The organism is Streptomyces sp. NPDC104814 (genome assembly GCF_055583185.1).
The window spans coordinates 843,763-870,240 of the sequence record NZ_JBVJOL010000001.1; the positions used below are offsets into that span (position 1 = coordinate 843,763).

General features: G+C 71.9%; 24 protein-coding genes and 1 riboswitch. Of the genes, 22 read left to right on the forward strand and 2 right to left on the reverse strand.

Features of this window, described 5'->3' with window-relative positions; translation table 11 throughout:
- Positions 1-151: 151 nt before the first annotated feature.
- On the reverse strand, positions 152-1,096 hold the full coding sequence (locus tag ACZ64A_RS03505) for a cation diffusion facilitator family transporter (protein WP_469807935.1): 945 nt from the start codon (positions 1,094-1,096) through the stop codon (positions 152-154).
- A gap of 480 nt (positions 1,097-1,576) precedes the next feature.
- Between ACZ64A_RS03505 and ACZ64A_RS03510 the strand changes: the two genes are divergently transcribed.
- From ACZ64A_RS03510 to ACZ64A_RS03605, 20 genes are all read left to right on the forward strand, one after another.
- On the forward strand, positions 1,577-3,424 hold the full coding sequence (locus tag ACZ64A_RS03510) for a DUF5941 domain-containing protein (protein ID WP_469807937.1): 1,848 nt from the start codon (positions 1,577-1,579) through the stop codon (positions 3,422-3,424).
- Complete coding sequence (locus ACZ64A_RS03515; protein WP_361629227.1) at positions 3,421-4,173, forward strand: phosphocholine cytidylyltransferase family protein; 753 nt, start codon at positions 3,421-3,423, stop codon at positions 4,171-4,173. The genes ACZ64A_RS03510 and ACZ64A_RS03515 overlap by 4 nt, the downstream gene beginning before the upstream one ends.
- Positions 4,161-5,222, forward strand: coding sequence for an iron-containing alcohol dehydrogenase family protein (locus tag ACZ64A_RS03520; protein ID WP_469807938.1), 1,062 nt, complete (start codon positions 4,161-4,163; stop codon positions 5,220-5,222). Before ACZ64A_RS03515 ends, ACZ64A_RS03520 begins: the two co-directional genes overlap by 13 nt.
- Positions 5,200-5,979 carry a CDP-alcohol phosphatidyltransferase family protein gene (locus ACZ64A_RS03525; RefSeq protein WP_469807939.1) on the forward strand — a complete coding sequence of 260 codons (780 nt, stop codon included), beginning with the start codon at positions 5,200-5,202 and terminating at the stop codon, positions 5,977-5,979. Before ACZ64A_RS03520 ends, ACZ64A_RS03525 begins: the two co-directional genes overlap by 23 nt.
- Positions 5,976-6,860, forward strand: a complete 885-nt coding sequence (locus ACZ64A_RS03530) for a glycosyltransferase family 2 protein (protein ID WP_469807940.1) — start codon at positions 5,976-5,978, stop codon at positions 6,858-6,860. Before ACZ64A_RS03525 ends, ACZ64A_RS03530 begins: the two co-directional genes overlap by 4 nt.
- A gap of 102 nt (positions 6,861-6,962) precedes the next feature.
- Entirely contained in the window at positions 6,963-7,892 is a 930-nt protein-coding gene (locus ACZ64A_RS03535) for an ABC transporter permease (RefSeq protein ID WP_469807941.1), read from the forward strand.
- On the forward strand, positions 7,885-8,673 hold the full coding sequence (locus ACZ64A_RS03540; protein ID WP_469807942.1) for an ABC transporter ATP-binding protein: 789 nt from the start codon (positions 7,885-7,887) through the stop codon (positions 8,671-8,673). Before ACZ64A_RS03535 ends, ACZ64A_RS03540 begins: the two co-directional genes overlap by 8 nt.
- Before the next feature lie 391 nt (positions 8,674-9,064).
- Positions 9,065-9,970, forward strand: a complete 906-nt coding sequence (hpnC, locus tag ACZ64A_RS03545; protein WP_469807943.1) for a squalene synthase HpnC — start codon at positions 9,065-9,067, stop codon at positions 9,968-9,970.
- Positions 9,967-10,917 carry a presqualene diphosphate synthase HpnD gene (gene hpnD, locus ACZ64A_RS03550; protein WP_469807945.1) on the forward strand — a complete coding sequence of 317 codons (951 nt, stop codon included), beginning with the start codon at positions 9,967-9,969 and terminating at the stop codon, positions 10,915-10,917. The genes hpnC and hpnD overlap by 4 nt, the downstream gene beginning before the upstream one ends.
- The gene (locus tag ACZ64A_RS03555; protein WP_469807946.1) at positions 10,914-11,144 is read left to right on the forward strand and encodes a hypothetical protein; all 231 of its coding nucleotides are present in this window, start codon (positions 10,914-10,916) and stop codon (positions 11,142-11,144) included. Before hpnD ends, ACZ64A_RS03555 begins: the two co-directional genes overlap by 4 nt.
- Positions 11,141-12,574, forward strand: a complete 1,434-nt coding sequence (gene hpnE / locus ACZ64A_RS03560; RefSeq protein WP_469807948.1) for a hydroxysqualene dehydroxylase HpnE — start codon at positions 11,141-11,143, stop codon at positions 12,572-12,574. The genes ACZ64A_RS03555 and hpnE overlap by 4 nt, the downstream gene beginning before the upstream one ends.
- The gene (locus ACZ64A_RS03565) at positions 12,574-13,710 is read left to right on the forward strand and encodes a polyprenyl synthetase family protein (RefSeq protein WP_469809040.1); all 1,137 of its coding nucleotides are present in this window, start codon (positions 12,574-12,576) and stop codon (positions 13,708-13,710) included. The genes hpnE and ACZ64A_RS03565 overlap by 1 nt, the downstream gene beginning before the upstream one ends.
- A 119-nt stretch (positions 13,711-13,829) precedes the next feature.
- Entirely contained in the window at positions 13,830-15,854 is a 2,025-nt protein-coding gene (gene shc / locus ACZ64A_RS03570) for a squalene--hopene cyclase (RefSeq protein ID WP_469807949.1), read from the forward strand.
- Positions 15,854-16,495 (forward strand): phosphorylase family protein, encoded by a 642-nt coding sequence (locus tag ACZ64A_RS03575; RefSeq protein WP_469807951.1) that lies wholly within the window; start codon positions 15,854-15,856, stop codon positions 16,493-16,495. The genes shc and ACZ64A_RS03575 overlap by 1 nt, the downstream gene beginning before the upstream one ends.
- 5 nt (positions 16,496-16,500) lie before the next feature.
- Positions 16,501-17,523, forward strand: coding sequence for an adenosyl-hopene transferase HpnH (gene hpnH, locus ACZ64A_RS03580; protein WP_361629194.1), 1,023 nt, complete (start codon positions 16,501-16,503; stop codon positions 17,521-17,523).
- Positions 17,524-17,527: 4 nt separating this feature from the next.
- The gene (gene ispG / locus ACZ64A_RS03585; protein WP_469807952.1) at positions 17,528-18,691 is read left to right on the forward strand and encodes a flavodoxin-dependent (E)-4-hydroxy-3-methylbut-2-enyl-diphosphate synthase; all 1,164 of its coding nucleotides are present in this window, start codon (positions 17,528-17,530) and stop codon (positions 18,689-18,691) included.
- Positions 18,692-18,722: 31 nt separating this feature from the next.
- Positions 18,723-20,624, forward strand: a complete 1,902-nt coding sequence (gene dxs, locus ACZ64A_RS03590) for a 1-deoxy-D-xylulose-5-phosphate synthase (RefSeq protein WP_469807954.1) — start codon at positions 18,723-18,725, stop codon at positions 20,622-20,624.
- A complete protein-coding gene (locus ACZ64A_RS03595; protein WP_469807955.1) occupies positions 20,621-22,006 on the forward strand; it encodes an aspartate aminotransferase family protein in 1,386 nt (461 codons plus the stop codon). The genes dxs and ACZ64A_RS03595 overlap by 4 nt, the downstream gene beginning before the upstream one ends.
- Before the next feature lie 197 nt (positions 22,007-22,203).
- Positions 22,204-22,824, forward strand: a complete 621-nt coding sequence (locus ACZ64A_RS03600) for a helix-turn-helix domain-containing protein (protein WP_469807957.1) — start codon at positions 22,204-22,206, stop codon at positions 22,822-22,824.
- Entirely contained in the window at positions 22,821-22,943 is a 123-nt protein-coding gene (locus ACZ64A_RS03605; RefSeq protein WP_469807958.1) for a DUF6126 family protein, read from the forward strand. Before ACZ64A_RS03600 ends, ACZ64A_RS03605 begins: the two co-directional genes overlap by 4 nt.
- 46 nt (positions 22,944-22,989) lie before the next feature.
- On the opposite strand, the gene ACZ64A_RS03610 is transcribed toward ACZ64A_RS03605, so the two are convergent.
- On the reverse strand, positions 22,990-23,787 hold the full coding sequence (locus ACZ64A_RS03610; RefSeq protein WP_469807959.1) for a tyrosine-protein phosphatase: 798 nt from the start codon (positions 23,785-23,787) through the stop codon (positions 22,990-22,992).
- Between the two features lie 467 nt (positions 23,788-24,254).
- Positions 24,255-24,410, forward strand: a riboswitch (cyclic di-AMP (ydaO/yuaA leader).
- A gap of 5 nt (positions 24,411-24,415) precedes the next feature.
- Between ACZ64A_RS03610 and ACZ64A_RS03615 the strand changes: the two genes are divergently transcribed.
- Positions 24,416-25,324, forward strand: coding sequence for a M23 family metallopeptidase (locus ACZ64A_RS03615; protein ID WP_469807960.1), 909 nt, complete (start codon positions 24,416-24,418; stop codon positions 25,322-25,324).
- Between the two features lie 248 nt (positions 25,325-25,572).
- The gene (locus ACZ64A_RS03620; protein ID WP_469809041.1) at positions 25,573-26,358 is read left to right on the forward strand and encodes an SGNH/GDSL hydrolase family protein; all 786 of its coding nucleotides are present in this window, start codon (positions 25,573-25,575) and stop codon (positions 26,356-26,358) included.
- Positions 26,359-26,478: the final 120 nt, after the last annotated feature.

Here is a 26,478-nt window from a genome sequence, read left to right on the forward strand (position 1 = left end):
GCCCTTGACGGCACGCCGCATGTCCCGCGCCGACGCGGACCGCGGCCGTGACCGCCCGGTCACCGGGAGGGGGCCCGGTGGTTGATGCTGCCCGGGGCGACGGCCGCGGAACCGTCCTTTCCGGGTGAGCCGGGGGCGGTGACGGGGGCGCTCAGTGGCACAGACGGGCCTCGTGCTCGGCGTGGCCGCCCGGTTCCAGCTGGAAGGTGCAGTGCTCGACGTCGAAGTGGCCGCCGAGGCACTCCTGCAACTCGTGCAGCATCTTCTCGTGGCCGATCGCGTTGAGGACCTCGGTGCTGACGACGACGTGTGCGGACAGCACCGGCAGGCCCGAGGTGATCGTCCAGGCGTGCAGGTCGTGCACGTCCTCCACGCCGTCCAGGGCCAGGATGTGCGTCCGCACCTCCGCCATGTCCACGCCCTTCGGCGCCGACTCCAGCAGCACGTCCAGGGTCTCGCGCAGCAGCTTGACGGTGCGCGGGACGATCATCAGGCCGATGACCAGGGAGGCGATCGGGTCGGCGGCCTGCCAGCCGGTGAGCAGGATCACCGCCGCTGCGATGATCACGGCGACCGAGCCGAGCGCGTCCGCGGCGACCTCGAGGAAGGCGCCGCGCACGTTGAGGCTCTCCGCCTGGCCGCGCATGAGCAGGGCGAGCGAGACGCTGTTGGCGACGAGACCGAAGACACCGAAGAAGATCGTGAGCCCGCCCTCCGTGGCGGCGGGGGTGACGAAGCGCTGGATCGCCTCGACGAGGACGTAACCGCCCACGCCGAGCAGCAGCAGGCAGTTGGCGAGCGCGGCGAGGATCTCGGCGCGGGCCAGGCCGAAGGTGCGGCGCTCGCTGGGCGGACGGTTCGCGAAGTGGATCGCCAGCAGGGCCATGCCGAGGCCGAGCGCGTCGGTCGCCATGTGCGCGGCGTCGGCGACCAGCGCGAGGGAGTCGGCGAGCAGACCGCCGACGATCTCGACCACCATCACGGTGAGCGTGATCCCCAGCGCCGCCCGCAGCCGCCCGCGGTACGCCGCGGTCGCCGTCCCGGCGGTGTGCGCATGCCCGCCGTGACCGTGCGCGTGATCGTGCCCAGCCCCCATGAAACTCCTCCTGTGAACGCCCGAGCCCCCAGTCAACTACGGGTGGGGGGTATCCGGCAACGCGGCACTGAACACCGTTGTCATATGCCCTGACCTGCACAAACGAATCCCAGGTCAGGAGGTTGCGGACGGCTTCGCCGACGGCCCCCGCCATCGCCCGCGCCATCGCGCCCCGCCTGCTGCCCGCGCCGTCACGGCCCCGGCCCGCCGCGCGGAACCCTGCGGAGCGCCCCGCCGGTATGTCCCTTCATGCGGTGTCTGTCGGGGGCGGTTTGTGGGGTGGGGGTGCGATCACCGATGATGATCGCGGCAAAGGGCGGTGCCGTCCGCGTCGATCAGGTGTTGAACGGGCGGTGAACACGCGCTTCGCGGCATCCGATAGCCTCTGCCGACATGCCGCCCGCCTGGTGCACCCAGCGGCACCCCCCACCATGCACACGACCGGCGCCCGACGCGCCGGTGTCCAGGGAGTGAGTTCGGTTGCCGACCGCCATCCTCACCGGCCAGCCGGTCCCCGGAGCGTCGATCGAGGACGACCTGCGGGCGCTGGGCTTCGAGGTGCGGCTCGCCTCGGACGCCGCCGACGCCGAGTCCCTGCTCGCCGCCGTCCCCGGTGACCAGCGCGTCGCCGTCGTCGACGCCCGTTTCGTCGGCCACCTGCACGCCCTGCGGCTCGGCCTGACCGACCCCCGCTTCCCGCTCGCCGCGATCCCCGGCGCGGTGAGCGCCCAGCCGGCCGGCCGCCAGGCCCTCACCCGCGCGATGGCCCGCGAAACCTCCGCTTCCGGCGCCACCAGCGCCCCGGCCGCCCCGGGCGCCACGCACACCGTCGTCGGCGGTCTCGCGGACCGCGTCACCGCGGCCCTCGACGCCGAGGGCACCGGCGTCCACAAGCCGGCGCTCGGCAGTCTCGTCGCCGCCGTGCCGGCCGACCCGCAGGCCCGCAACGAGGCGCGGCAGGCCGTCGCGGCCGTCGACGAGGAGGCCGTACGCCTGAAGTCGGCCGTGAAGGCCGGCGACGGCTTCTTCACGACCTTCTTCATCAGCCCGTACTCGCGTCACATCGCCCGCTGGTGCGCCCGGCGCGGCCTCACTCCGAACCAGGTCACCACCGCCTCGCTGCTCACCGCGCTGATCGCCGCGGGCTGCGCGGCCACCGGCACCCGCGGCGGCTTCGTCGCGGCTGCCGTTCTGCTCATCGCCTCCTTCGTGCTGGACTGCACCGACGGCCAGCTCGCTCGCTACTCCCTGCAGTACTCCACGCTCGGCGCCTGGCTGGACGCCACCTTCGACCGGGCCAAGGAGTACGCCTACTACGCGGGCCTGGCCCTCGGGGCGGCCCGCGGCGGTGACGACGTATGGGCCCTCGCGCTCGGCGCGATGATCCTGCAGACCGGCCGGCACATGGTCGACTTCGCTTTCCACGAGGCCACCGACGACGCGGCCCCCGCCACGGCGGCAGCCGAGCCCGCCGCCCCCACCGACCGGCTCGACGGCGTCGGCTGGACCCTGTGGGTGCGCCGCATGATCATCCTGCCCATCGGCGAGCGGTGGGCCATGATCGCGGTCCTCACCGCCGCGACCACCCCGCGCATCACCTTCTACGCCCTGCTCATCGGCTGCGCCTTCGCCTCCGTCTACACGACGGCCGGCCGGGTGCTGCGTTCCCTGGCCCGCAGGGCCCGCCGGACCACCGACCGCGCGGCGCAGGCGCTCGCGGACCTGGCCGACTCCGGGCCGCTCGCCCACGGCCTCGCCCGTGTGCTGCCGGGGCGGCGGCTGCCCGGCTTCGCCGTCCCCGCCGTGGCCGCACTGGGCGGTGCCGCGGTCGTGGCCGTCTCGCTCCTGACCGGTCAGGGCAGTGTGTGGTCCGCCCTCGCGGCCGCCGGCTACGTCCTGACCTCGGCGCTCGCCGTGGCCCGCCCGCTCACCGGCCCCCTCGACTGGCTCGTCCCCCCGCTCTTCCGCGCCGCCGAGTACGTCACCGTGCTCGCGCTGGCCGCGACAGCGGACGTGAACGGGGCGCTTCCGGCGGCTTTCGGGCTGGTGGCGGCCGTCGCCTACCATCACTACGACACGGTGTACCGCATCCGCGGCGACGCCGGCGCGCCCCCGGCCTGGCTGGTGCGCGCCACCGGGGGACAGGAGGGGCGGACGCTGCTCGTCGCGGTACTGGCCGCGCTGCTCACCGCCCCGCAGTTCAAGGTCGCGCTCACGGCACTGGCCGTGATCATCGCCCTGCTGGTGCTCGCCGAGAGCATCCGCTTCTGGGTGTCCGCCCACCAGGGCGGCGCACCCGCCGTACACGACGAAGGAGAACCCGCATGATCGGCCTCGTGCTGGCGGCCGGCGCCGGACGGCGTCTGCGCCCCTACACCGACACCCTGCCCAAGGCACTGGTGCCGGTCGGGCCCGAGGGCGCCGAGGACAGCCTCACCGTCCTGGACCTCACCCTCGGCAACTTCGCCGAGGTGGGCCTGACCGAGGTCGCGGTCATCGTCGGCTACCGCAAGGAGGCCGTGTACGAGCGCCGGGAGGCCCTGGAGGCCAAGTACGGCCTGAAGATCACCCTGATCGACAACGACAAGGCCGAGGAGTGGAACAACGCCTACTCCCTGTGGTGCGGCCGTGACGCCCTCAAGGACGGCGTGATCCTCGCCAACGGCGACACCGTGCACCCGGTCTCCGTCGAGAAGACCCTGCTCGCCGCCCGTGGCGACGGCAAGAGGATCATCCTCGCGCTGGACACCGTGAAGTCCCTCGCCGACGAGGAGATGAAGGTCGTCGTCGACCCCGCCAAGGGCGTCCAGAAGATCACCAAGCTGATGGACCCGGCCGAGGCGACCGGCGAGTACATCGGTGTCACCCTCATCGAGGGCGACGCGGCCGCCGAGCTGGCCGACGCGCTGAAGGCCACCTTCGAGCGCGACCCGCAGCTGTACTACGAGGACGGCTACCAGGAGCTCGTCAACCGCGGCTTCCAGATCGACGTGGCGCCGATCGGCGACGTCAAGTGGGTCGAGATCGACAACCACGACGACCTCGCCAAGGGGCGTGTGATCGCGTGCCAGTACTGACCCGGCTGATCCCCACGCCGGTCGTCGTGGACATCCGCCCGGGTGCCCTCGACGACCTGGCGGGCGTCCTCGCCGACGAGCGGATCTCGCACTCCGGGCGGCTCGCCGTCGCCGTCAGCAACGGCTCCGGCGCCCGGCTGCGCGAGCGCATCGCGCCCTCGTTGCCCGGCGCCACCTGGTACGAGGTCGGCGGCGGCACCCTGGACGACGCGATCCGGCTGGCCGGCGACATGAAGGGCGGCCGCTACGACGCGGTCGTCGGCCTCGGCGGCGGCAAGATCATCGACTGCGCCAAGTTCGCCGCGGCGCGTGTCGGGCTGCCGCTGGTCGCCGTGCCGACCAACCTCGCGCACGACGGCCTGTGCTCCCCGGTCGCCACCCTCGACAACGACGCCGGCCGCGGCTCCTACGGTGTGCCGAACCCGATCGCCGTCGTCATCGACCTGGACGTCATCCGCGACGCCCCGGCCCGCTTCGTGCGCTCCGGCATCGGCGACGCCATCTCCAACATCTCCGCCATCGCGGACTGGGAGCTGGCCAACCGGGTCAACGGCGAGAAGATCGACGGCCTGGCCGCGGCCATGGCCCGGCAGGCCGGTGAGGCCGTGCTGCGCCACCCCGGCGGCATCGGCGACAACGACTTCCTGCAGGTCCTCGCCGAGGCGCTGGTCCTCAGCGGCATCGCCATGTCCGTCTCGGGTGACTCGCGGCCGTCCTCCGGCGCCTGCCACGAGATCAACCACGCCTTCGACCTGCTCTACCCCAAGCGGGCCGCCAGCCACGGCGAGCAGTGCGGTCTCGGCGCGAGCTTCGCGATGTACCTGCGCGGCGCGCACGAGGCGTCGGCCCACATGGCCGAGGTGCTGCGCCGGCACGGTCTGCCGGTGCTGCCCGCCGAGATCGGCTTCACGACCGAGGAGTTCGTCAGGGTCGTGGAGTTCGCCCCGGAGACCCGGCCCGGCCGCTACACGATCCTGGAACACCTCGACCTCACGACCGAACAGATCAAGGACGTCTACGCCGACTATGTCAAGGCCATCGGTAGCTGAACTCCGCCCGGTCGTGCACCCCGCCGGGGTCAAGGACCGGCGCAGCGGTGAGCACTGGGCGGGCCGCCTCTACATGCGCGAGGTGTCCCTGCGGATCGACCGCTACCTGGTGAACACCAGGGTCACCCCCAACCAGCTCACCTACCTGATGACCGTGTGCGGCGTCCTCGCGGCCCCGGCGCTGCTGGTGCCCGGCATCCCCGGCGCGGTCCTCGGCGTGGTGGCGGTCCAGCTGTACCTGCTGCTGGACTGCGTCGACGGCGAGATCGCCCGCTGGAAGCAGCAGTACTCCCTCGGCGGGGTCTACCTCGACCGGGTCGGCGCCTACCTCACCGACGCCGCCGTGCTGGTCGGCCTCGGGCTGCGCGCCGCCGACCTGTTCGGCAGCGGCCGTATCGACTGGCTGTGGGCGTTCCTCGGCACCCTCGCCGCGCTCGGCGCGATCCTGATCAAGGCCGAGACCGACCTGGTCGGCGTCGCCCGCCACCAGGCCGGCAAGCCGCCCGTGCAGGAGACGGCGTCCGAGCTGCGCTCCTCCGGCATGGCGCTGGCCCGCAAGGCCGCGGCGGCGCTGAAGTTCCACCGGCTGATCCTCGGCATCGAGGCGTCGCTGCTGATCCTGGTCCTCGCGATCGCCGACCAGGCCCGCGGAGACCTGTTCTTCACCCGACTCGGCACCGCCGTACTCGCCGGGATCGCGCTGCTGCAGACGCTGCTGCACCTGGTGTCCGTCCTCGCCTCCAGCAGGCTCAAATGAGTGCCCCGCTGAAGGTCGGCGCGGTCGTCATCACCATGGGCAACCGCCCCGACGAGCTGCGCGCGCTGCTCGACTCGGTCGCCAAGCAGGACGGCGACCGGGTCGAGGTGGTCGTCGTCGGCAACGGCTCGCCCGTGCCGGACGTCCCCGCGGGCGTGCGCACCATCGAGCTGCCGGAGAACCTCGGCATCCCCGGCGGGCGCAACGTCGGCATCGAGGCGTTCGGGCCCGGCGGCCGGGACGTCGACATCCTGCTCTTCCTCGACGACGACGGTCTGCTGGCCCGCACGGACACCGCCGAGCTGTGCCGCGAGGCGTTCGCCGCCGACAGCGAGCTCGGCATCATCAGCTTCCGCATCGCCGACCCGGACACCGGCGTCACCCAGCGCCGTCACGTGCCGCGGCTGCGCGCCTCGGACCCGATGCGCTCCTCGCGGGTCACCACCTTCCTCGGTGGCGCCAACGCCGTCCGCACCAAGGTCTTCGCCGAGGTCGGGGCGCTGCCGGACGCGTTCTTCTACGCCCATGAGGAGACCGACCTGGCATGGCGGGCCCTGGACGCGGGCTGGATGATCGACTACCGGTCCGACATGGTGCTGTACCACCCGACGACCGCCCCCTCGCGGCACGCGGTCTACCACCGCATGGTCGCGCGCAACCGCGTCTGGCTGGCCCGCCGCAACCTGCCCGCCCCCCTCGTCCCGGTCTACCTCGGGGTGTGGCTGCTGCTCACGCTGGCCCGCCGTCCCTCCCGGCCGGCGCTCAAGGCGTGGCTGGGCGGTTTCCGCGAGGGCTGGACCACCGCGTGCGGTCCCCGCCGCCCCATGCGGTGGCGTACCGTGTGGCGGCTGACCCGGCTGGGCCGGCCCCCCATCATCTGAGAAGCTCGTTCCCGACGGCACGCCGGCGGCCCGACCCCTGGCCCCCAGCCCGTGCCCAGCCCGCACAGGCTGCGCATCGAAACGAAGACGAAAGTTTCCACTGTGAGTGAGACAACGCATGACGGCACAGTCGCGGTGAGCGCGGCACCGTCGCCCGACGAGGGCCTCACGGCGGCACAGCTCGCCGCCCGGTACGGGCTGGCCGTGAGCGGCGCCCGGCCGCCGCTGAGGGAGTACGTCCGCCAGCTCTGGGGCCGGCGCCACTTCATCATGGCCTTCTCCTCGGCCAAGCTGGCCGCCCAGTACAGCCAGGCCAAGCTCGGCCAGCTGTGGCAGGTGGCGACCCCCCTGCTGAACGCGGCCGTGTACTTCCTGATCTTCGGCCTCATCCTCAGGGCCGACCGGGGCATGTCGCGTGAGGTCTACGTCCCGTTCCTGGTCACGGGCATCTTCGTCTTCACCTTCACCCAGAACTCGGTGATGGCCGGGGTGCGGGCGATCTCCGGGAACCTCGGCCTGGTGCGCGCGCTGCACTTCCCGCGCGCCTCGCTGCCGATCTCGTTCTCGCTCCAGCAGCTGCAGCAGCTGCTCTTCTCGATGATCGTGCTGTTCATCTTCGCGATCGGCTTCGGCAGCTACCCGGACCTGTCCTGGCTGCTGATCATTCCCATACTCGTGCTGCAGTTCTGCTTCAACACCGGGCTGTCGCTGATCATGGCGCGGGCCGGCGCGAAGACCCCGGACCTCGCGCAGCTCATGCCGTTCGTCATGCGGACCTGGATGTACGCGTCGGGCGTGATGTTCTCCATCCCGGTGATGCTCGCCAACAAGCCGCAGTGGATCGCCACGCTGCTGCAGTGGAACCCGACGGCGATCTACATGGACCTGATGCGCTTCGCCCTCATCGACGGCTACGGCGCGGGCAACCTGCCCGACCACGTCTGGGCCGCGGCCGGCGGCTGGGCGGCGCTGTTCGCCGTGGGCGGCTTCGTGTACTTCTGGAAGGCGGAGGAGAGGTACGGCCGTGGCTGAGCAGCAGGGCACCGAACGCATCCCGACGGTGATCGCGGACGGTGTGCACATCGTCTACCGCGTCAACGGCGCGAAGGGCGGCAAGGGCAGCGCGACCGCCGCCCTGAGCCGCATACTCAAGCGGGGCTCCGACGACGCGGCGCGGGGCGTGCGCAAGGTGCACGCCGTGCGCGGCGTGTCGTTCGTCGCCTACAAGGGCGAGGCCATCGGCCTGATCGGCTCCAACGGCTCCGGCAAGTCGACCCTGCTGCGCGCCATCGCCGGGCTGCTGCCCTGCGAGAAGGGCCGGGTCTACACCGACGGCCAGCCCTCGCTGCTGGGCGTCAACGCGGCGCTGATGAACGACCTGACCGGCGAGCGCAACGTCATCCTCGGCGGTCTGGCCATGGGCATGTCCCGCGAGGAGATCAAGACCCGCTACCAGGACATCGTCGACTTCTCCGGCATCAACGAGAAGGGCGACTTCATCACCCTGCCGATGCGCACCTACTCCTCCGGCATGGCCGCCCGTCTGCGGTTCTCCATCGCGGCCGCCAAGGACCACGACGTGCTGATGATCGACGAGGCGCTCGCCACCGGTGACGCGAAGTTCCAGAAGCGCTCCGAGGAACGCATCCGGGAGCTGCGCAAGGAGGCCGGCACGGTGTTTCTGGTCAGCCACAGCAACAAGTCCATCCGTGACACGTGCGACCGGGTGCTGTGGCTGGAACGCGGTGAGCTGCGCATGGACGGCCCCACCGAAGAGGTCCTCAAGGAGTACGAGAAGTTCACGGGCAAGTGACCCGCCTGTGCCAGGGCCCCGCCGGACCGGATCCGGCGGGGCCCTCGCCGTGCACAGGAGGGTCCGGCGGGGCCCTCGTCGTGCAAAGGAAACGTCAACTCCGGGCGGCATGAGGAATCTTGACCGCGATCGGTGTGTTGTTGTGATGCGCAGGACACCCCGGGGATCCAGGCTGCGTTGTACAACGTAAGCTGGAACAGTCCCCAAAGGCGGCAAGTGGGGAGATAATGCGCGACACCCTGCGCCGGGGACGCCGCGCGGGGGGTCGGGCGGCGTGTCCGAAATAGTGTGTATCGGGTCCGCGGTGTAGAACGGGAGATGTGACGGCAATGGCTACGGAAACTCCCCAGCTGGGCGCAGCATGTGCCGTCCCCGCCCCGGGCAGCCGGCGGTGACGGACACGGCGACGACGCGGCCCCGTACGGATCCGGAGCGCGGCACCCTCGCCAAGGCCGCGGACGAGAACTTCCCCGTGGCCCCCTTCTTCCTGCCCCGGGCCTGGCGGGACGACCTGATGGCCGTCTACGGCTTCGCCCGCCTGGTCGACGACATCGGCGACGGCGACCTCGCCCCCGGGGGCGCCGACGCCCGGCTGCTCGGAGTGGCGGACGGCGACGCGAAGGACCGCCTCCTGCTGCTGGACGCCTTCGAGGCCGACCTGCGCCGCGTCTTCGACGGCACGCCCCGCCACCCGCTGCTGCGCCGGCTCCAGCGCACGGTCCACCGCCGCGCGCTCACCCCCGAGCCCTTCCTCGGCCTGATCGCGGCCAACCGCCAGGACCAGCTCGTCACCCGCTACGAGACCTACGACGACCTCCTCGCGTACTGCGAACTGTCCGCCAACCCCGTGGGCCGGCTGGTGCTCGCCGTCACCGGCACCGCCACGCCCGAGCGGATCCGCCGCTCCGACCAGATCTGCACGGCCCTGCAGATCGTCGAGCACCTCCAGGACGTGGCCGAGGACCTCGGCCGTGACCGCATCTATCTGCCCGCCGCCGACATGAAACGCTTTCACGTCGCCGAGGCGGATCTCGCCGCGGCGAGCGCGGGCGCATCGGTGCGCGCGCTGGTCGCGTTCGAAGCACAACGCGCCCGCCGGCTGCTGAATGAAGGCGCCCCCCTGGTGGGTAGCGTCCACGGCAGGCTGAAACTGCTGCTCGCGGGGTTCGTGGCGGGGGGAAGGGCGGCGATCGACGCGATCGCCGCCGCCGAATACGACGTACTTTCCGGCCCTCCCAAGCACGGCAAGGTCCAGTTGCTGCGCGAGGTGGGCGTGACCCTGCGAGGAGAGGGGTGATCCGGACCGTGGAGCCTCCGTCACACGTGTCCGCACCGGTACTCGCCGCCTACCGCTACTGCGAGGCCGTGACCGGACAGCAGGCCCGCAACTTCGCCTACGGCATCCGGCTGCTGCCCACGCCCAAGCGGCGCGCGATGTCGGCGCTGTACGCCTTCTCACGTCGCGTCGACGACATCGGCGACGGCGCGCTCGACGCCGAGGTCAAGGCGACGCGGCTGGAGGAGACGCGGGCGGTGCTGGGCCGGGTACGCGCCGGCGAGGTCGGCGAGGACGACACCGACCCGGTCGCGGTCGCCCTCGCCCACGCCGCCGCGCAGTTCCCGATCCCGCTGGGCGGACTCGACGAGCTGATCGACGGCGTCCTGATGGACGTACGCGGCGAGACGTACGAGACCTGGGACGACCTGAAGGTGTACTGCCGCTGCGTGGCGGGCGCCATCGGCCGCCTCTCGCTCGGCGTGTTCGGTACGGAACCGGGGGCGCGCGGTGTCGAACGCGCCCCGGAGTACGCCGACACGCTGGGGCTCGCGCTGCAGCTCACCAACATCCTCAGAGACGTCCGGGAGGACGCCGAGGGCGGCCGCACCTATCTGCCCGCCGACGACCTCGCCAAATTCGGCTGTTCCGCCGGGTTCCGGGGGCCGACCCCACCGGAGGGCTCCGACTTCGCGGGCCTCGTGCACTTCGAAGTGCGACGGGCCCGCGCCCTTTTCGCCGAGGGCTACCGGCTGCTGCCCATGCTCGACCGACGCAGCGGTGCCTGCGTGGCCGCGATGGCCGGCATCTACCGCCGGCTGCTGGACCGCATCGAGCGCGAGCCCGAGGCCGTGCTGCGCGGCCGCGTCTCACTGCCCGGACACGAGAAGGCCTACGTCGCCGTACGCGGCCTGTCCGGACTGGACGCCCGCAACATCTCCCGGCAGACCGTCAGGAGGCGCGTGTGAAGAAGCCCGCCGTGCAGGACGGCATCCGCAGAGCCCCCGCCGGCCCCGTGCGCGTCGGCGTGGGCCGCGTCGGCCTGCGGGCCGGCCGGCGCCCCGCCGTCTGCGGGACCGGGGCCGGGGGACCGTCGCGCGCAACCCTCGTGGGGGTGGCGGCGTCCCTGACGGCGACGGCCGCGCGTGCGGCGCTCGGCGGGCAGGCGGCGAACGCGGGGGAGGGGGCGCGATGAGCGACGGGACGCGGTCCGCAGGGCCGTACGCGGACGCGCCGCAGCCGGCCGGCAACGGGCGGCACGCCGTCGTGGTCGGCGGCGGCCTCGCCGGCATCACCGCGGCGCTCGCCCTCGCCGACGCCGGCCTGGCCGTCACCCTGCTGGAGGGCCGGCCCAGACTCGGCGGCCTGGCCTTCTCCTTCCAGCGCGGCGACCTCACCGTCGACAACGGCCAGCACGTCTACCTGCGCTGCTGCACGGCCTACCGCTGGTTCCTCGACCGCATCGACGGCGCCGCGCTGGCCCCGCTGCAGAAGCGCCTCGACGTGCCCGTGGTCGACCTCGACAAGCCCGCGGGACGGCGGCTCGGCCGGCTGCGCCGCGACGCGCTGCCCGTACCGCTCCACCTGGGACGCAGCCTCGCCACTTACCCGCACCTCTCGCTCGCCGAGCGGGCCAAGGTCGGACGGGCCGCGCTCGCCCTCAAGGCACTCGACCTCACCGACCCGGCCTTGGACACGCAGGACTTCGGCAGCTGGCTCGCCGCGCACGGCCAGTCGCCGCGCGCCGTGGAGGCCCTGTGGGACCTCGTCGGGGTCGCGACCCTCAACGCGGTCGCCTCCGACGCCTCCCTCGCCCTCGCCGCGATGGTGTTCAAGACCGGTCTGCTCTCCGAACCGGGCGCGGCCGACATCGGCTGGGCGCACGTTCCCCTGGGAGATCTGCACGACCGGCTGGCCCGCAAGGCGCTCGACTCCGCGGGCGTGCGCACCGAAGTCCGTACACGCGTCACCTCCGTCAGTGAAGACGGAAACGGACGGCTGCGCGTTCAGGTTCCCGGCGAGACGCTCACCGCCGACGCCGTCGTCCTCGCCGTACCGCAGCGCGAGGCCCACGACCTGCTGCCGCCCGGCGCGCTCGACGCGCCCGAGGACCTGCTGCGGATCGGGACCGCGCCGATCCTCAACGTCCATGTCGTCTACGACCGCAAGGTGCTCGACGCGCCCTTCCTCTCCGCGCTGGGCACCCCGGTGCAGTGGGTCTTCGACCGCACGGAGTCCTCCGGGCTGCGTTCGGGCCAGTACCTCGCGCTGTCGCAGTCGGCCGTGCAGGACGAGATCGACCTGCCCGTCGCCGAACTGCGCGCACGCTATCTGCCCGAGCTCGAGCGGCTGCTGCCGGGCACCCGCGGCGCCGAGGTGCGGGACTTCTTCGTGACCCGGGAGCGCACCGCCACGTTCGCTCCCACCCCCGGCGTCGGGCGGCTGCGGCCCGGCGCCCGCACCAGAACCCCCGGCCTGTACCTGGCCGGAGCGTGGACCGCCACCGGGTGGCCCGCGACCATGGAGAGTGCGGTCCGCAGCGGTGTGAGCGCGGCCGAGGCCGCCCTCGGCGCCCTGGGCCGGCCCCGCCCCCGCCGTCTCTTCGCTCTCGAGGAGGCGGCGTGATGCTCGGTGAGCGCGGCGAGGCAGACCCCCGCACCCCCGGTACCGCAACAAGAGGAGTAACTGTGCCCCCTGTCCCCCCGGCCTCGACGGCCGCTCGTGCCACCGAGGTGGACGTGGCCGCGCTGTTGGAGCGCGGCCGGACACTGGCCACGCCGGTACTGAGGGCGGCCGTCGACCGCCTGGCCCCTCCCATGGACACCGTCGCCGCCTACCACTTCGGGTGGATCGACGCGGCGGGCAACCCGTCCTCCGGTGACGGCGGCAAGGCGGTGCGCCCCGCCCTGGCCGTGCTGTCCGCCGAGGTCACCGGGGCGGCGCCGGAGACCGGCGTCCCCGGCGCGGTCGCGGTCGAGCTCGTGCACAACTTCTCGCTGCTGCACGACGACCTGATGGACGGCGACGAGCAGCGCCGCCACCGCGACACCGTGTGGAAGGTGCACGGCCCCGCCCAGGCCATCCTGGTCGGCGACGCCCTGTTCGCGCTGGCCAACGAGGTCCTGCTGGAGCTCGGCACCACCGACGCCGGCCGCGCGACCCGGCGTCTGACCACCGCCAGCCGGGCCCTGATCGACGGTCAGGCGCAGGACATCTCCTACGAGCACCGCGACCGCGTCAGCGTCGAGGAGTGCCTGGAGATGGAGGGCAACAAGACCGGCGCCCTGCTCGCCTGCGCCAGCTCCATCGGCGCGGTCCTCGGCGGCGCCGACGACCGCACCGCGGACACGCTGGAGACGTACGGCTACCACCTCGGCCTGGCCTTCCAGGCCGTCGACGACCTCCTCGGCATCTGGGGCGACCCGGACGCCACCGGCAAGCAGACCTGGAGCGATCTGCGCCAGCGCAAGAAGTCGCTGCCGGTCGTCGCCGCGCTCGCGGCGGGCGGCGCGGCCTCCGACCGGCTCGGCGAGCTGCTCGCCGCCGACGCCAAGGCCAGCGACTTCGAGAACTTCTCCGAGGAGGAGTTCGCCGAGCGCGCCCGCCTCATCGAGGAGGCCGGCGGCCGGGACTGGACCGCCGAGGAGGCGCGCCGCCAGCACACCATCGCCATCGAAGCCCTCGACACCGTCGACATGCCCGACCGGGTGCGGGACCAGTTCACGGCGCTCGCCGACTTCGTCGTCGTACGGAAGAGATGATCACTATCGGGAGAACGACCATCCTCGCGTAGTCGCCGGCCGGCAGCTCCGCAACAAGAGCACCGGCCGACGGCGGACCCACAGCAGCACGACTCGCACGACTGCACGAAGGGGAAGCCATGACAGCGACGACCGACGGAAGCACCGGGGCGGCCTTGCCGTCCCGCGCTGCCGCGGCCAGCGACACCGACACCCACACCCCCGGGGCGGCCGGGGTGCACGAAGCCGCCACCCGCGCCGTGCGGCGCGCCACCGACTTCCTGCTCTCGACGCAGGACGCCGAGGGCTGGTGGAAGGGCGACCTCGAGACGAACGTCACGATGGACGCCGAGGACCTGCTGCTCCGCCAGTTCCTGGGCATCCGCGACGAGGAGACCACCCGCGCCGCCGCCCTGTTCATCCGCGGCGAGCAGCGCGAGGACGGCACCTGGGCCACCTTCTACGGCGGCCCCGGCGATCTGTCCGCCACCGTCGAGGCCTACGTCGCCCTGCGGCTGGCCGGCGACGCGGTCGACGCCCCGCACATGGCCAGGGCGTCCGCCTGGATCCGCGAGCGCGGCGGGATCGCCGCGGCCCGGGTCTTCACCCGGATCTGGCTGGCCCTGTTCGGCTGGTGGAAGTGGGAGGACCTGCCCGAACTCCCGCCGGAGCTGATCTGGTTCCCGCACTGGCTCCCGCTCAACATCTACGACTTCGGCTGCTGGGCCCGCCAGACGATCGTGCCGCTCACCGTCGTCTCCGCCAAGCGCCCCGTCCGCCCCGCGCCCTTCGCGCTGGACGAACTGCATACCGATCCGGCCCAGCCCAACCCGGTCAAGCCCCTTGCCCCCGTGGCCAGTTGGGACGGCGCCTTCCAGCGCCTGGACAAGGGTCTGCACGCCCTGCGCAGAGTCGTCCCGAAGCGGCTGCGCAAGGCCGCGATGGACACCGCCGCCCGCTGGATCATCGAGCGCCAGGAGAACGACGGCTGCTGGGGCGGCATCCAGCCCCCGGCCGTGTACTCGGTCATCGCCCTGCACCTGCTCGGCTACGACCTCCAGCACCCCGTCATGCGCGCGGGCCTGGAGTCGCTGGACCGTTTCGCCGTGTGGCGCGAGGACGGCGCCCGGATGATCGAGGCGTGCCAGTCGCCCGTGTGGGACACGTGCCTCGCCACCATCGCGCTCGCCGACGCCGGGCTGCCCGCCGACCACCCGCAACTGGTCAAGGCCGCCGACTGGATGCTGGGCGAGCAGATCGTGCGCCCCGGCGACTGGTCGGTGAAGCGGCCCGGACTCCCGCCCGGCGGCTGGGCGTTCGAGTTCCACAACGACAACTACCCCGACATCGATGACACCGCAGAGGTCGTCCTCGCGCTGCGCCGGGTCGCGCACCACGACCCGGAGCGCGTCGAGAAGGCCATCTCCCGCGGGGTGCGCTGGAACCTCGGCATGCAGTCGAAGAACGGCGCCTGGGGCGCCTTCGACGTCGACAACACCAGCCCCTTCCCGAACCGGCTGCCGTTCTGCGACTTCGGCGAGGTCATCGACCCGCCCTCGGCGGACGTCACCGCGCACGTGGTGGAGATGCTGGCCGTCGAGGGCCTCGCCCACGACCCGCGCACCCGCCGCGGCATCGAGTGGCTGCTGGCCGAACAGGAGCCGGACGGCTCGTGGTTCGGCCGCTGGGGCGTCAACTACGTCTACGGCACCGGGTCCGTCGTCCCCGCGCTCACCGCGGCCGGCATCCCCGGCTCGCACCCCGCGATCCGGCGGGCCGTGGCCTGGCTGGAGTCCGTGCAGAACGACGACGGCGGCTGGGGCGAGGACCTGCGCTCCTACCAGGACAGCAGGAAATGGAGCGGCAAGGGCGCCTCCACCGCCTCGCAGACGGCGTGGGCGCTGATGGCGCTGCTCGCGGCGGGGGAGCGGGAGTCCAAGGCCGTCGAGCGCGGCGTCGAGTGGCTCGCCTCGACCCAGCGGGAGGACGGCTCCTGGGACGAGCCCTACTTCACCGGCACCGGGTTCCCCTGGGACTTCTCCATCAACTACCACCTGTACCGGCAGGTCTTCCCGCTCACCGCGCTCGGCCGGTACGTCCACGGCGACCCCTTCGCCGACCGGCTCCCCGCACACCGGGCCCGCGCCGAGGCCAAGGGGACCTGATGAGCACCCAGCCCGCCCCCGCCCCGCTGCTGATCGCCTGCGCGCTCGGCATCGAGCACCTCGCCCTGCGCGCCGGCGACAAGAGCGGGGCGGGCGGGCCGGTCACCGTGCTGCGTACCGGCATGGGGCCCAAGGCGGCCGAGCGCGCGGTCGAGCGGGCCCTGACCGACCCGGCGCTGACCGACGCGGCCGTCCTCGCCACCGGCTTCTGCGCCGGGCTCGCCCCCGGGATGCACCCCGGTGACCTGGTCGTCGCCGAGGAGACCCGGGACCCGCGCTCGGCCGTGCCGTGCGTCGGCACGGAACTCCTCGTGAAGGAACTCTCCCGCACCCTGCCCGGGCGGACCGTCCACACCGGTCCGCTCACCGGCTCCGACCACGTCGTACGCGGCGCCGAACGGTCCGCGCTCGCCGCCGGTGGCGCGATCGCCGTGGACATGGAGTCGGCGGCCACCCTCTTCAGCGCCGTCCGGGCCGGTGAGCGCCCGGTTGCGGCCGTCCGGGTGGTCGTGGACGCTCCAGAACATGAGCTCGTCCGGATCGGCACGCTGCGCGGTGGAATATCGGCTTTCCGCGTTCTTCGATCCGTATTGCCTACTTTCTTCGAATGGCACCGCAATGTGCTGCTCCCCCGGAGGTGAGCCAGATGGCCATGCCGCTGCGCCAGTCCATCAAGGTCGCTACATACCTGGCCGAACAGAAGCTGCGCAAGCGGGACAAGTTCCCGCTGATCGTCGAGCTGGAACCGCTCTTCGCCTGCAACCTCAAGTGCGAGGGCTGCGGCAAGATCCAGCATCCCGCGGGCGTGCTCAAGCAGCGCATGCCGGTCGCGCAGGCCGTGGGCGCCGTACTGGAGTCGGGTGCGCCGATGGTGTCCATCGCGGGCGGTGAGCCCCTGATGCACCCCCAGATCGACGAGATCGTGCGCCAGCTGGTGGCCAAGCGGAAGTACGTCTTCCTGTGCACCAACGCGATGCTGCTGCGCAAGAAGATGGACAAGTTCACGCCGTCCCCGTACTTCGCGTTCGCCGTGCACATCGACGGGCTGCGCGAGCGGCACGACGAGTCCGTGGCGAAGGAGGGTGTGTTCGACGAGGCGGTGGAGGCCATCAAGGAGGCCAAGCGGCGCGGCTTCCGGGTGACCACCAACTCCACCTTCTTCAACACCGACACCCCGCAGACCATCATCGAGGTGCTGAACTTCCTCAACGACGACCTCCAGGTCGACGAGATGATGATCTCGCCCGCGTACGCCTACGAGAAGGCCCCGGACCAGGAGCACTTCCTCGGCGTCGAGCAGACCCGCGAGCTGTTCAAGAAGGCCTTCGCGGGCGGCAACCGCAGGCGCTGGCGGCTCAACCACTCGCCGCTGTTCCTCGACTTCCTCGAGGGCAAGGTCGACTTCCCGTGCACCGCCTGGGCGATCCCGAACTACTCGCTCTTCGGCTGGCAGCGCCCCTGCTACCTGATGAGCGACGGGTACGTCCCGACGTACCGCGAACTGATCGAGGACACCGACTGGGACAAGTACGGCCGCGGCAAGGACCCGCGCTGCGCGAACTGCATGGCGCACTGCGGTTACGAGCCCACCGCGGTGCTGGCCACCATGGGATCGCTCAAGGAGTCCCTGCGCGCCATGCGCGAGACCGTCTCCGGGAACCGGGAGTGAGGCGATGACCGCCGTCTCCCTGGGGGTCCCGGAGGTACCGGCCCGGCCGCTCGCCGCGCGACGCCTGTCGCGGCAGATCCACGTCGGGCCGGTGCCGGTCGGGGGCGGGGCCCCGGTGTCGGTGCAGTCGATGACGACGACCCGTACGTCCGACATCGGTGCCACGCTCCAGCAGATCGCCGAGCTCACGGCGTCCGGCTGCCAGATCGTGCGGGTGGCCTGCCCCACCCAGGACGACGCCGACGCGCTCGCCACCATCGCCCGCAAGTCGCAGATCCCGGTGATCGCCGACATTCACTTCCAGCCGAAGTACGTCTTCGCCGCGATCGAGGCCGGCTGCGCGGCCGTGCGTGTCAACCCGGGCAACATCAAGCAGTTCGACGACAAGGTCAAGGAGATCGCGCGAGCCGCGAAGGACCACGGCACCCCGATCCGTATCGGGGTCAACGCCGGCTCGCTGGACCGGCGCCTGCTCCAGAAGTACGGCAAGGCGACCCCGGAAGCGCTGGTGGAATCGGCCCTGTGGGAGGCGTCCCTCTTCGAGGAGCACGACTTCCGCGACATCAAGATCTCGGTCAAGCACAACGACCCGGTCGTCATGATCGAGGCCTACCGCCAGCTCGCCGAGAGCTGCGACTACCCCCTTCACCTCGGCGTCACCGAGGCCGGCCCCGCCTTCCAGGGCACGATCAAGTCGGCCGTGGCCTTCGGCGCCCTGCTCTCCCAGGGCATCGGCGACACCATCCGGGTGTCGCTGTCCGCGCCGCCGGCCGAGGAGGTCAAGGTCGGCATCCAGATCCTGCAGTCCCTCGGCCTGCGGGAGCGCCGGCTGGAGATCGTCTCGTGTCCGTCCTGCGGCCGCGCGCAGGTCGACGTCTACAAGCTCGCCGACGAGGTCACGGCCGGTCTGGAGGGCATGGAAGTGCCCCTGCGGGTGGCCGTGATGGGATGCGTGGTCAACGGCCCCGGCGAGGCGCGAGAGGCCGACCTCGGCGTCGCCTCCGGCAACGGCAAGGGCCAGATCTTCGTCAAGGGCGAGGTCGTCAGGACCGTACCCGAATCGAAGATCGTCGAGACCCTGATCGAGGAGGCGATGAAGATCGCCGAGCAGATGGAGCGGGAGGGCTCCGCACCCGCCACCGGGACACCGGCAGTGACGGTGAGTTGACATACGGCACGGACCGAGAGGGGGCCCGAGCGTGACGATCCTGGAGAACATCCGGCAACCACGCGACCTGAAGGCGCTGTCCGAGGCGGAACTGGGCGCACTGTCCGAAGAGATACGCGAGTTCCTGGTGCAGGCGGTCACCCGCACCGGCGGGCACCTCGGGCCCAATCTGGGCGTGGTGGAGCTGACCATCGCCCTGCACCGGGTCTTCGAGTCACCGGCCGACCGCATCCTGTGGGACACCGGCCACCAGTCCTACGTCCACAAGCTGCTGACGGGCCGTCAGGACTTCTCCAAGCTGCGCGGCAAGGGCGGCCTGTCCGGCTACCCCTCGCGCGAGGAGTCCGAGCACGACGTCATCGAGAACAGCCATGCCTCCACCGCGCTCGGCTGGGCCGACGGCCTCGCCAAGGCGCGCCAGGTGCAGGGGGAGAAGGGCCACGTCGTCGCGGTGATCGGTGACGGCGCGCTGACCGGCGGCATGGCCTGGGAGGCGCTGAACAACATCGCGGCGGCCAGGGACCGGCCGCTGATCATCGTCGTCAACGACAACGAGCGGTCCTACGCGCCCACCATCGGCGGTCTCGCCAACCACCTGGCGACCCTGCGCACCACCGACTCCTACGAGAAGGTCCTCGCCTGGGGCAAGGAGGTGCTGCTGCGCACCCCCGTCGTCGGCAATACCGTCTACGAGTCCCTGCACGGCGCGAAGAAGGGCTTCAAGGACGCCTTCGCCCCGCAGGGCATGTTCGAAGACCTCGGCCTGAAGTACGTCGGCCCCATCGACGGCCACGACATCAGGGCCGTCGAGTCGGCCCTCAGGCGCGCCAAGCGCTTCCACGGCCCGGTGCTGGTGCACTGCCTCACGGTCAAGGGGCGCGGCTACGAACCCGCCCTGCGCAACGAGGAGGACCACTTCCACACCGTCGGCGTCATCGACCCGCTCACCTGCGCGCCGCTCGTCCCCGCCGACGGGCCGTCGTGGACCTCCGTGTTCGGCGACGAGATCGTCAGGATCGGCGAGGAACGGGACGACGTCGTCGCGATCACGGCGGCCATGCTGCACCCGGTCGGCCTCGGCAAGTTCGCCGCCCGCTTCCCGGACCGGGTGTGGGACGTCGGCATCGCCGAACAGCACGCGGCCGTCTCCGCGGCGGGCCTGGCCACCGGCGGACTGCACCCCGTCGTCGCCGTCTACGCCACCTTCCTCAACCGCGCCTTCGACCAGCTGCTGATGGACGTCGCGCTGCACCGCTGCGGGGTGACCTTCGTCCTCGACCGGGCCGGCGTCACCGGGGTCGACGGTCCCTCCCACAACGGCATGTGGGACATGTCCGTCCTCCAGGTCGTGCCCGGCCTCAGGATCGCCGCGCCGCGCGACGCCGACCAGCTGCGCGCCCAGCTGCGCGAGGCCGTCGCCGTGGACGACGCGCCGACCCTGGTCCGCTTCCCGAAGGAGTCCGTCGGGCCGTCGATCCCGGCGATCGACCGCGTGGGCGGCCTCGACGTGCTGCACCGCTCGGCGGAGAGCCCGCAGGTCCTCCTCGTCGCGGTCGGCGTGATGGCGCCGGTGTGCCTGCAGGCCGCCGAACTGCTGCACGCCCGGGGCATCGGCTGCACGGTCGTGGACCCACGCTGGGTGAAGCCGGTCGACGCGGCGCTGCCCGCCCTCGCGGCCGAACACCGGCTGGTCGCCGTAGTCGAGGACAACAGCCGCGCGGCGGGCGTCGGCAGCGCGGTGGCCCTCGCCCTCGGTGACGCCGACGTCAACGTGCCGGTACGGCGCTTCGGCATCCCGGAGCAGTTCCTCGCCCACGCCAAGCGCGGCGAGGTGCTGGCCGACATCGGCCTCACGCCCGTCGAGGTGGCGGGCCGGATCAGCGCGAGTCTGGCCGTCATGGACCTCGACGGCACAGCCAAGGAGAGTGAATGACCACCGAGTTCGACCTCGGCGCCCTGCTCGCCGAGCGGGGCGGGGAACGCTACGAGCTGCACGCCAGGTATCTCAATCCGCAGCTCCCGCGCATGCTGCGCACCATCGGCTTCGACAAGGTCTACGAGCGTGCCGAGGGCGCCCACTTCTTCGACGCCGAGGGCAACGACTACCTGGACATGCTCGCCGGGTTCGGGGTGATGGGCCTCGGCCGCCACCACCCCGTCGTCCGCAAGGCGCTGCACGACGTCCTCGACCTCGACCTCGCCGACCTCACCCGCTTCGACTGCCAGCCCCTGCCCGGCCTGCTCGCCGAACGGCTGCTCGCGCACAGCCCGCACCTGGACCGGGTGTTCTTCGGCAACAGCGGCACCGAGGCCGTCGAAACCGCCCTGAAGTTCGCCCGGTACGCCACCGGCAAGCCGCGCGTCCTGTACTGCGACCACGCCTTCCACGGGCTGACCACCGGCTCGCTGTCGGTCAACGGCGAGTCCGGGTTCCGGGACGGCTTCGCCCCGCTGCTGCCCGACACGGCGGTCCCGCTCGGCGACCTCGACGCGCTCGCACGGGAGCTGAGCAAGGGCGACGTGGCCGCCCTGATCGTGGAGCCGATCCAGGGCAAGGGCGTGCACGAGGCCCCGCCCGGCTATCTCCGCGCCGCGCAGGAGCTGCTGCGCCGGCACAAGGCGCTGCTCATCGCCGACGAGGTGCAGACCGGCCTCGGCCGCACCGGTGACTTCTACGCCTACCAGCACGAGGACGGCGTCGAACCCGACCTGGTCTGCGTGGCCAAGGCGCTCTCCGGCGGGTATGTGCCGGTCGGCGCCACCCTGGGCAAGGAGTGGATCTTCAAGAAGGTCTACTCGTCCATGGACCGGGTCCTGGTGCACTCGGCGAGCTTCGGCTCGGGCGCCCAGGCGATGGCGTGCGGCCTCGCCGTGCTGTCGGTCATGGAGCAGGAGCAGATCGTCGCCGGGGTGCGCCGGACGGGGGAGCTGCTGAAGTCGCGGCTCGCCGCGCTGACCGAGAAGTACGAACTGCTCGCCGACGTCCGCGGCCGCGGGCTGATGATCGGCATCGAGTTCGGCCGGCCCGCCTCGCTGAAGCTGCGCAGCCGCTGGACGATGCTCCAGGCCGCCCGCAAGGGTCTGTTCGCGCAGATGGTCGTCGTACCGCTGCTCCAGCGGCACCGGATCCTCACCCAGGTCTCCGGCGACCACCTGGAGGTGATCAAGCTGATCCCGCCGCTGATCATCGACGAGGCGGACGTCGACCGCTTCATCGACGCCTTCACGGCCGTGATGGACGACGCGCACAGCGGCAACGGGCTGATGTGGGACTTCGGCAAGACCCTGATCAAACAGGCGGTGACGAACCGGTAGCGGCGACCGACGGCCCGGGCGGGCTCGCGGACAGGGCGGCGGCCGGCGCGGGTCCGGCGGGGCGGTCCGTGGGCGGCTCGGGCGTGGGCCAGGCGCTCCGCGAGCGGTCAGCGGGTGGCGGACCGGTCGGCGGCGGCCGCTTTGCCTCTGAGGCAAGAGATTTGCCGCAGAGGCAAATCCGCGGCTCAATGGGAGGCATGAGCTCCTCCGAGTCCCCTGCGGAACCGGCCGGCGACCTGCCCGCGGTGGCCCCGCAGCTGCGGTCCCTGCGCCGCCGCGCCGGCCTCACCCTGGAGGCCGCCGCCCGCGAGGCCGGTCTGTCCCCGGCCCATCTGTCCCGTCTGGAGACCGGACAGCGCCAGCCATCCCTGCCGATGCTGCTCGCGCTGGCCCGTATCTACAGTACGACCGTCTCGGAGCTGCTCGGCGAGAACGTCGCCGAGCGGGACGCCGTGGTGCGCGGCGCGGACATGGAGCCGACGGCGGCCGGCGGCTGGACGTACCGGCAGGCCGGCGCGCCCGGCCGCGGTATGCAGGCCCTGCGGGTGCAGGTGCCGTACGGCGCGCAGGGGGACATCGTGCGCGTGCACCCCGGCGAGGAGTGGCTGTACGTCCTCGCCGGACGGCTCAGGCTGCGCCTCGGGGACACCACCCACCGGCTCGGCCCGGGGGACAGCGCGCACTTCGACTCGCTGACCCCGCACCGGATCGCCGCCGAGGACCCCGGCGGTCTGGAGCTCCTGTTCGTCCACACCCTGCTGCAGAGCCCCACGGCCACGCTGTGCCTGGGGCCCGCCCACCCTGGAGAGGCACGATGAGCAACTTCGAGGAGAAGTTCCCCCGGACCCTGTGGATCCGGCTCATCATCTACATCGCCGTCGGACACGTCCTGGCCGGGTTCATCTGGCTGCTGTTCGAGCTGGGCGCCAACCGATAGGTCCCCCCGCCGCCGGCGCCGCCGGCGCCGCCGCGCCGTCCCGCCGTCAGTCGAGCAGGCGTGCCCGCAGCCGCTCCCGGCCCGCGGGGGTGAGCCCGAGCCCCTGCTCCAGGTAGGCGTCGACGCCGCCCCAGGTCTCCTCGATGGTCTCCATGGCCGCCGTCAGGTACTCGGCGCGCGCGTCGAAGAGCGGGCTGAGCAGTTCCATCACCTCGGGGGTGTAGGCCGACTCCGCCGAGCCGCTGCGGCGCACCTTGTACCGGCGGTGCTTCTCGTTGGACTTCAGGTAGTCCTCGACGATGGCGTCCTTCTCCACGCCCAGGGCGAGCAGGGTGACCGCTATCGACAGCCCCGCGCGGTCCTTGCCCGCGGCGCAGTGCATCAGGGCCGGGACGCTGTCCTCGGCGAGCGCGTGCAGCACCCGGGAGTGCTCGCCGGTGCGCTCCTTGATGATCGTGCGGTAGGAGGCGATCATCCGGTTCGCGCCCTTGCCGTCGGCGAGGATGCCGCGCAGCTGGTCGAGATCGCCGTCGCGCACCATCTTCCAGAACTCGGCGCCGTCCGCCGGGTCCGACAGCGGCAGGTTGACGTTGCGCACGCCCGGCAGCTCGACGTCCGGGCCCTCCAGCTTCTGGTCGGCCGCGTTGCGGAAGTCGAAGATCGTGTGCAGCCCCAGGGAGGAGAGGTACACCGTGTCCTCGGGCGTCGCGTGGGCGAGGTGGCCGCTGCGGAACAGCACGCCGTGCCGCACCCGCCGCCCGTCGACCGTGGGCAGGCCGCCCACGTCTCGGAAGTTGCGCACTCCGGTCAGCTCGGGTTCGGTCGACGGCACCTGCTGCGTCACGAAGGGCTCCTCCCGCTCGTGCCCGCCGACACGGCTCGAATGGCCGACGGGCTGCCCTTCGACGATACGACATGGATTCCCGGGGCAACCGGTTGTCCCCGCCTCCCCGGAGACGGCACTCGAATGGGATGGATATCCGCCCACGTCACATCTGGGCCTTCTGCCCGAATTGGCGCCTTCGTTCCAACTCGCAATGAATTGAGGATCCCTGGAAGGTGGCCGCGTGAGGAGGGTCATAACCGTGACCGTCCGTCGTACGTCATGTCCACGTAATGATTGAGTATTTCCTGGTGAATTGACGAACCGACAGCAGATCCAATTCACACAGCGTGACGGCGTATTCCGGCATTGGATCACGAGAAGCGCCCGTTCACGCAACCTTTCGCTTGTCCCCGTGCGTCCTGCTCGCTTACGTTCCCCACGAAATCCGGACGGACGCCGAATCCTGCCGCCGTCCGGTGCACCGCACCCACCCACCCGACGCACGGCAGGAGCGGGGGACCCACAGGTACGACCGCCTGTTCCGGTTCCCGGAACGGCTATGGGGTGAAGCCGCGCCCAGCGCGGCCGGGCATCTCCAGCCCGAACCCGACAGCTCACCTCGCAGGCGCCGGAGAGGAAAAGCGCCATGCCCGCAAAGGGTAAGCACCGTCGTCCGAAGTCCCAGCGTTTCGCCCGTACGCTCGCCGTCGCCGGTACCGGTGGCGCCGCGCTCGCGCTGCCGCTCATGGGCGCCGCCGGTGCGCACGCGGCCACGCCGCAGACCGCCGCCCAGTCGGTGTCCGGCAAGGCCGTCCAGAGCCTGCCGTCCGAGGCGAAGAAGGCGCCGCAGTCCGGCGTGCGCGTCTACACCGTCAAGTCCGGCGACTACCTGTCGAGGATCGCGAACGAGCAGCACGTCGCCGGCGGCTGGAAGAAGCTTTACGACGACAACCGTGAGGCCGTCGGCAGCGACCCGTCGCTCATCCACCCCGGTCTGAAGCTGACCCTCGGCAAGAAGGCCGTCGCGTCGCACCACGCCGCCCCGTCGCACAAGAGCGAGGCGCCCGCGCACAAGTCCGCCGCGAAGGCCGCCGAGCCCGCGAAGGCCGAGGCCGCCAAGCCCGCCCAGCCCGCGAGCACCGCCTCCGGCTTCACCCTCCCGGTCACCGGCGCCACCATCGGCACCGCGTACCACACGCCCGGCAGCATGTGGGCCAGCGGGTACCACACGGGCGTCGACTTCGTCGTCCCGACCGGTACCACCGTCAAGGCCGTCGGCGCGGGCACCGTCGTCTCCGCCGGCTGGGGCGGCGCCTACGGCAACCAGGTCGTCGTCAAGCTGAACGACGGCTACTACGCCCAGTACGCGCACCTCTCGCAGATCTCCGTCTCGGCCGGCCAGAGCGTGACCGCGGGTCAGCAGCTCGGCCTGTCCGGCGCGACCGGCAACGTGACCGGCCCGCACCTGCACTTCGAGATCCGCACCACGCCGAACTACGGCTCCGACGTCGACCCGGTCGCCTACCTGCGCGCCCACGGCGTCACCGTCGGCTGACCCCGCGCCGCCCCGGCGGCCACCCGCCTGACACGCCACCGAGGCCGGACCCCGATCCACGGGTGTCCGGCCTTCGGTGTGCCCGGACCGGCCGGGCACATGGCCGGGGCGGTTATTCCCGACACGGCCGGACACGTGGAGTGGCTTATCTCACCGTCCGTCAACCCCTGCCTACGGTCGCGTAGGTCACATTCAAGGGTGAATCATGGACGGCTGTGGCAGACGATTCGAAGAGTGACAGCAGAGCAGTGATCGGGTCGTACGTGGCGCTGGGGGACAGCTTCACCGAAGGCGTCGGAGACCCGGGCCCCGACGGGCAGTTCGTGGGCTGGGCCGACCGTTTCGCCGTACTCCTCGCCGACCGGCGGCCCGAGGGAGACTTCACCTACACGAACCTCGCGGTGCGCGGCAAACTCCTCGACCAGATCGTGGCCGACCAGGTCCCGAGGGCCGTCGAACTCGCCCCCGACCTCGTGTCGTTCTGTGCCGGCGGCAATGACATCATCCGGCCCGGCACCGACCCCGACGAGGTCGCCGAGCGGTTCGAGAGGGCGGTCGCGCAGCTCGCCGCCGTGGCCGGCACGGTCATGGTGACGACCGGCTTCGACACCCGGGGCGTCCCGCTCCTCAAGCACCTGCGCGGCAAGATCGCCACCTACAACGGGCACGTTCGGGCCATCGCCGACCGCTACGGATGCCCGGTGCTCGACCTGTGGTCGCTGAAGTCGGTGCAGGACCGGCGGGCCTGGGACGGCGACCGGCTGCACCTGTCGCCCGAGGGGCACACGCGGGTGGCGCTGCGGGCCGGCCAGGCGCTCGGCCTGAGGATCCCGGCCGACCCCGAGCAGCCCTGGCCGCCGCTGCCGCCGCGCGGCACGCTCGAGGTCCGGCGCGACGACGTCCACTGGGCGCGCGAGTACCTGGTGCCGTGGATCGGGCGGCGGCTGCGCGGCGAGTCCTCCGGCGACCATGTGACCGCCAAGGGCACGCTGTCCCCGGACGACATCAAGATGCGGATCGCGGCCGTCGCCTGAGCCGCGCGGAGAGGGGCGGCTGCCACGGGTGCGACCGCCCCTCGCCCGCCGTCAGGCCGGGAACGGCCCGTACAGCCCGGTGCGTGCAGTCGGTTCACGCCGGGCCCGGGACGCCGCTGC

Bases quoted from the DNA above. Each gene is read 5' to 3' on its own strand.
- ACZ64A_RS03505 (WP_469807935.1), bottom strand. From the start codon at position 1,096: ATGGGGGCTGGGCACGATCACGCGCACGGTCACGGCGGGCATGCGCAC.
- ACZ64A_RS03515 (WP_361629227.1), top strand. From the start codon at position 3,421: ATGATCGGCCTCGTGCTGGCGGCCGGCGCCGGACGGCGTCTGCGCCCC.
- ACZ64A_RS03525 (WP_469807939.1), top strand. From the start codon at position 5,200: ATGTCAAGGCCATCGGTAGCTGAACTCCGCCCGGTCGTGCACCCCGCC.
- ACZ64A_RS03530 (WP_469807940.1), top strand. From the start codon at position 5,976: ATGAGTGCCCCGCTGAAGGTCGGCGCGGTCGTCATCACCATGGGCAAC.
- hpnE (WP_469807948.1), top strand. From the start codon at position 11,141: ATGAGCGACGGGACGCGGTCCGCAGGGCCGTACGCGGACGCGCCGCAG.
- ACZ64A_RS03565 (WP_469809040.1), top strand. From the start codon at position 12,574: ATGCTCGGTGAGCGCGGCGAGGCAGACCCCCGCACCCCCGGTACCGCA.
- shc (WP_469807949.1), top strand. From the start codon at position 13,830: ATGACAGCGACGACCGACGGAAGCACCGGGGCGGCCTTGCCGTCCCGC.
- ACZ64A_RS03575 (WP_469807951.1), top strand. From the start codon at position 15,854: ATGAGCACCCAGCCCGCCCCCGCCCCGCTGCTGATCGCCTGCGCGCTC.
- hpnH (WP_361629194.1), top strand. From the start codon at position 16,501: ATGGCCATGCCGCTGCGCCAGTCCATCAAGGTCGCTACATACCTGGCC.
- ispG (WP_469807952.1), top strand. From the start codon at position 17,528: ATGACCGCCGTCTCCCTGGGGGTCCCGGAGGTACCGGCCCGGCCGCTC.
- ACZ64A_RS03595 (WP_469807955.1), top strand. From the start codon at position 20,621: ATGACCACCGAGTTCGACCTCGGCGCCCTGCTCGCCGAGCGGGGCGGG.
- ACZ64A_RS03600 (WP_469807957.1), top strand. From the start codon at position 22,204: ATGAGCTCCTCCGAGTCCCCTGCGGAACCGGCCGGCGACCTGCCCGCG.
- ACZ64A_RS03605 (WP_469807958.1), top strand. From the start codon at position 22,821: ATGAGCAACTTCGAGGAGAAGTTCCCCCGGACCCTGTGGATCCGGCTC.
- ACZ64A_RS03615 (WP_469807960.1), top strand. From the start codon at position 24,416: ATGCCCGCAAAGGGTAAGCACCGTCGTCCGAAGTCCCAGCGTTTCGCC.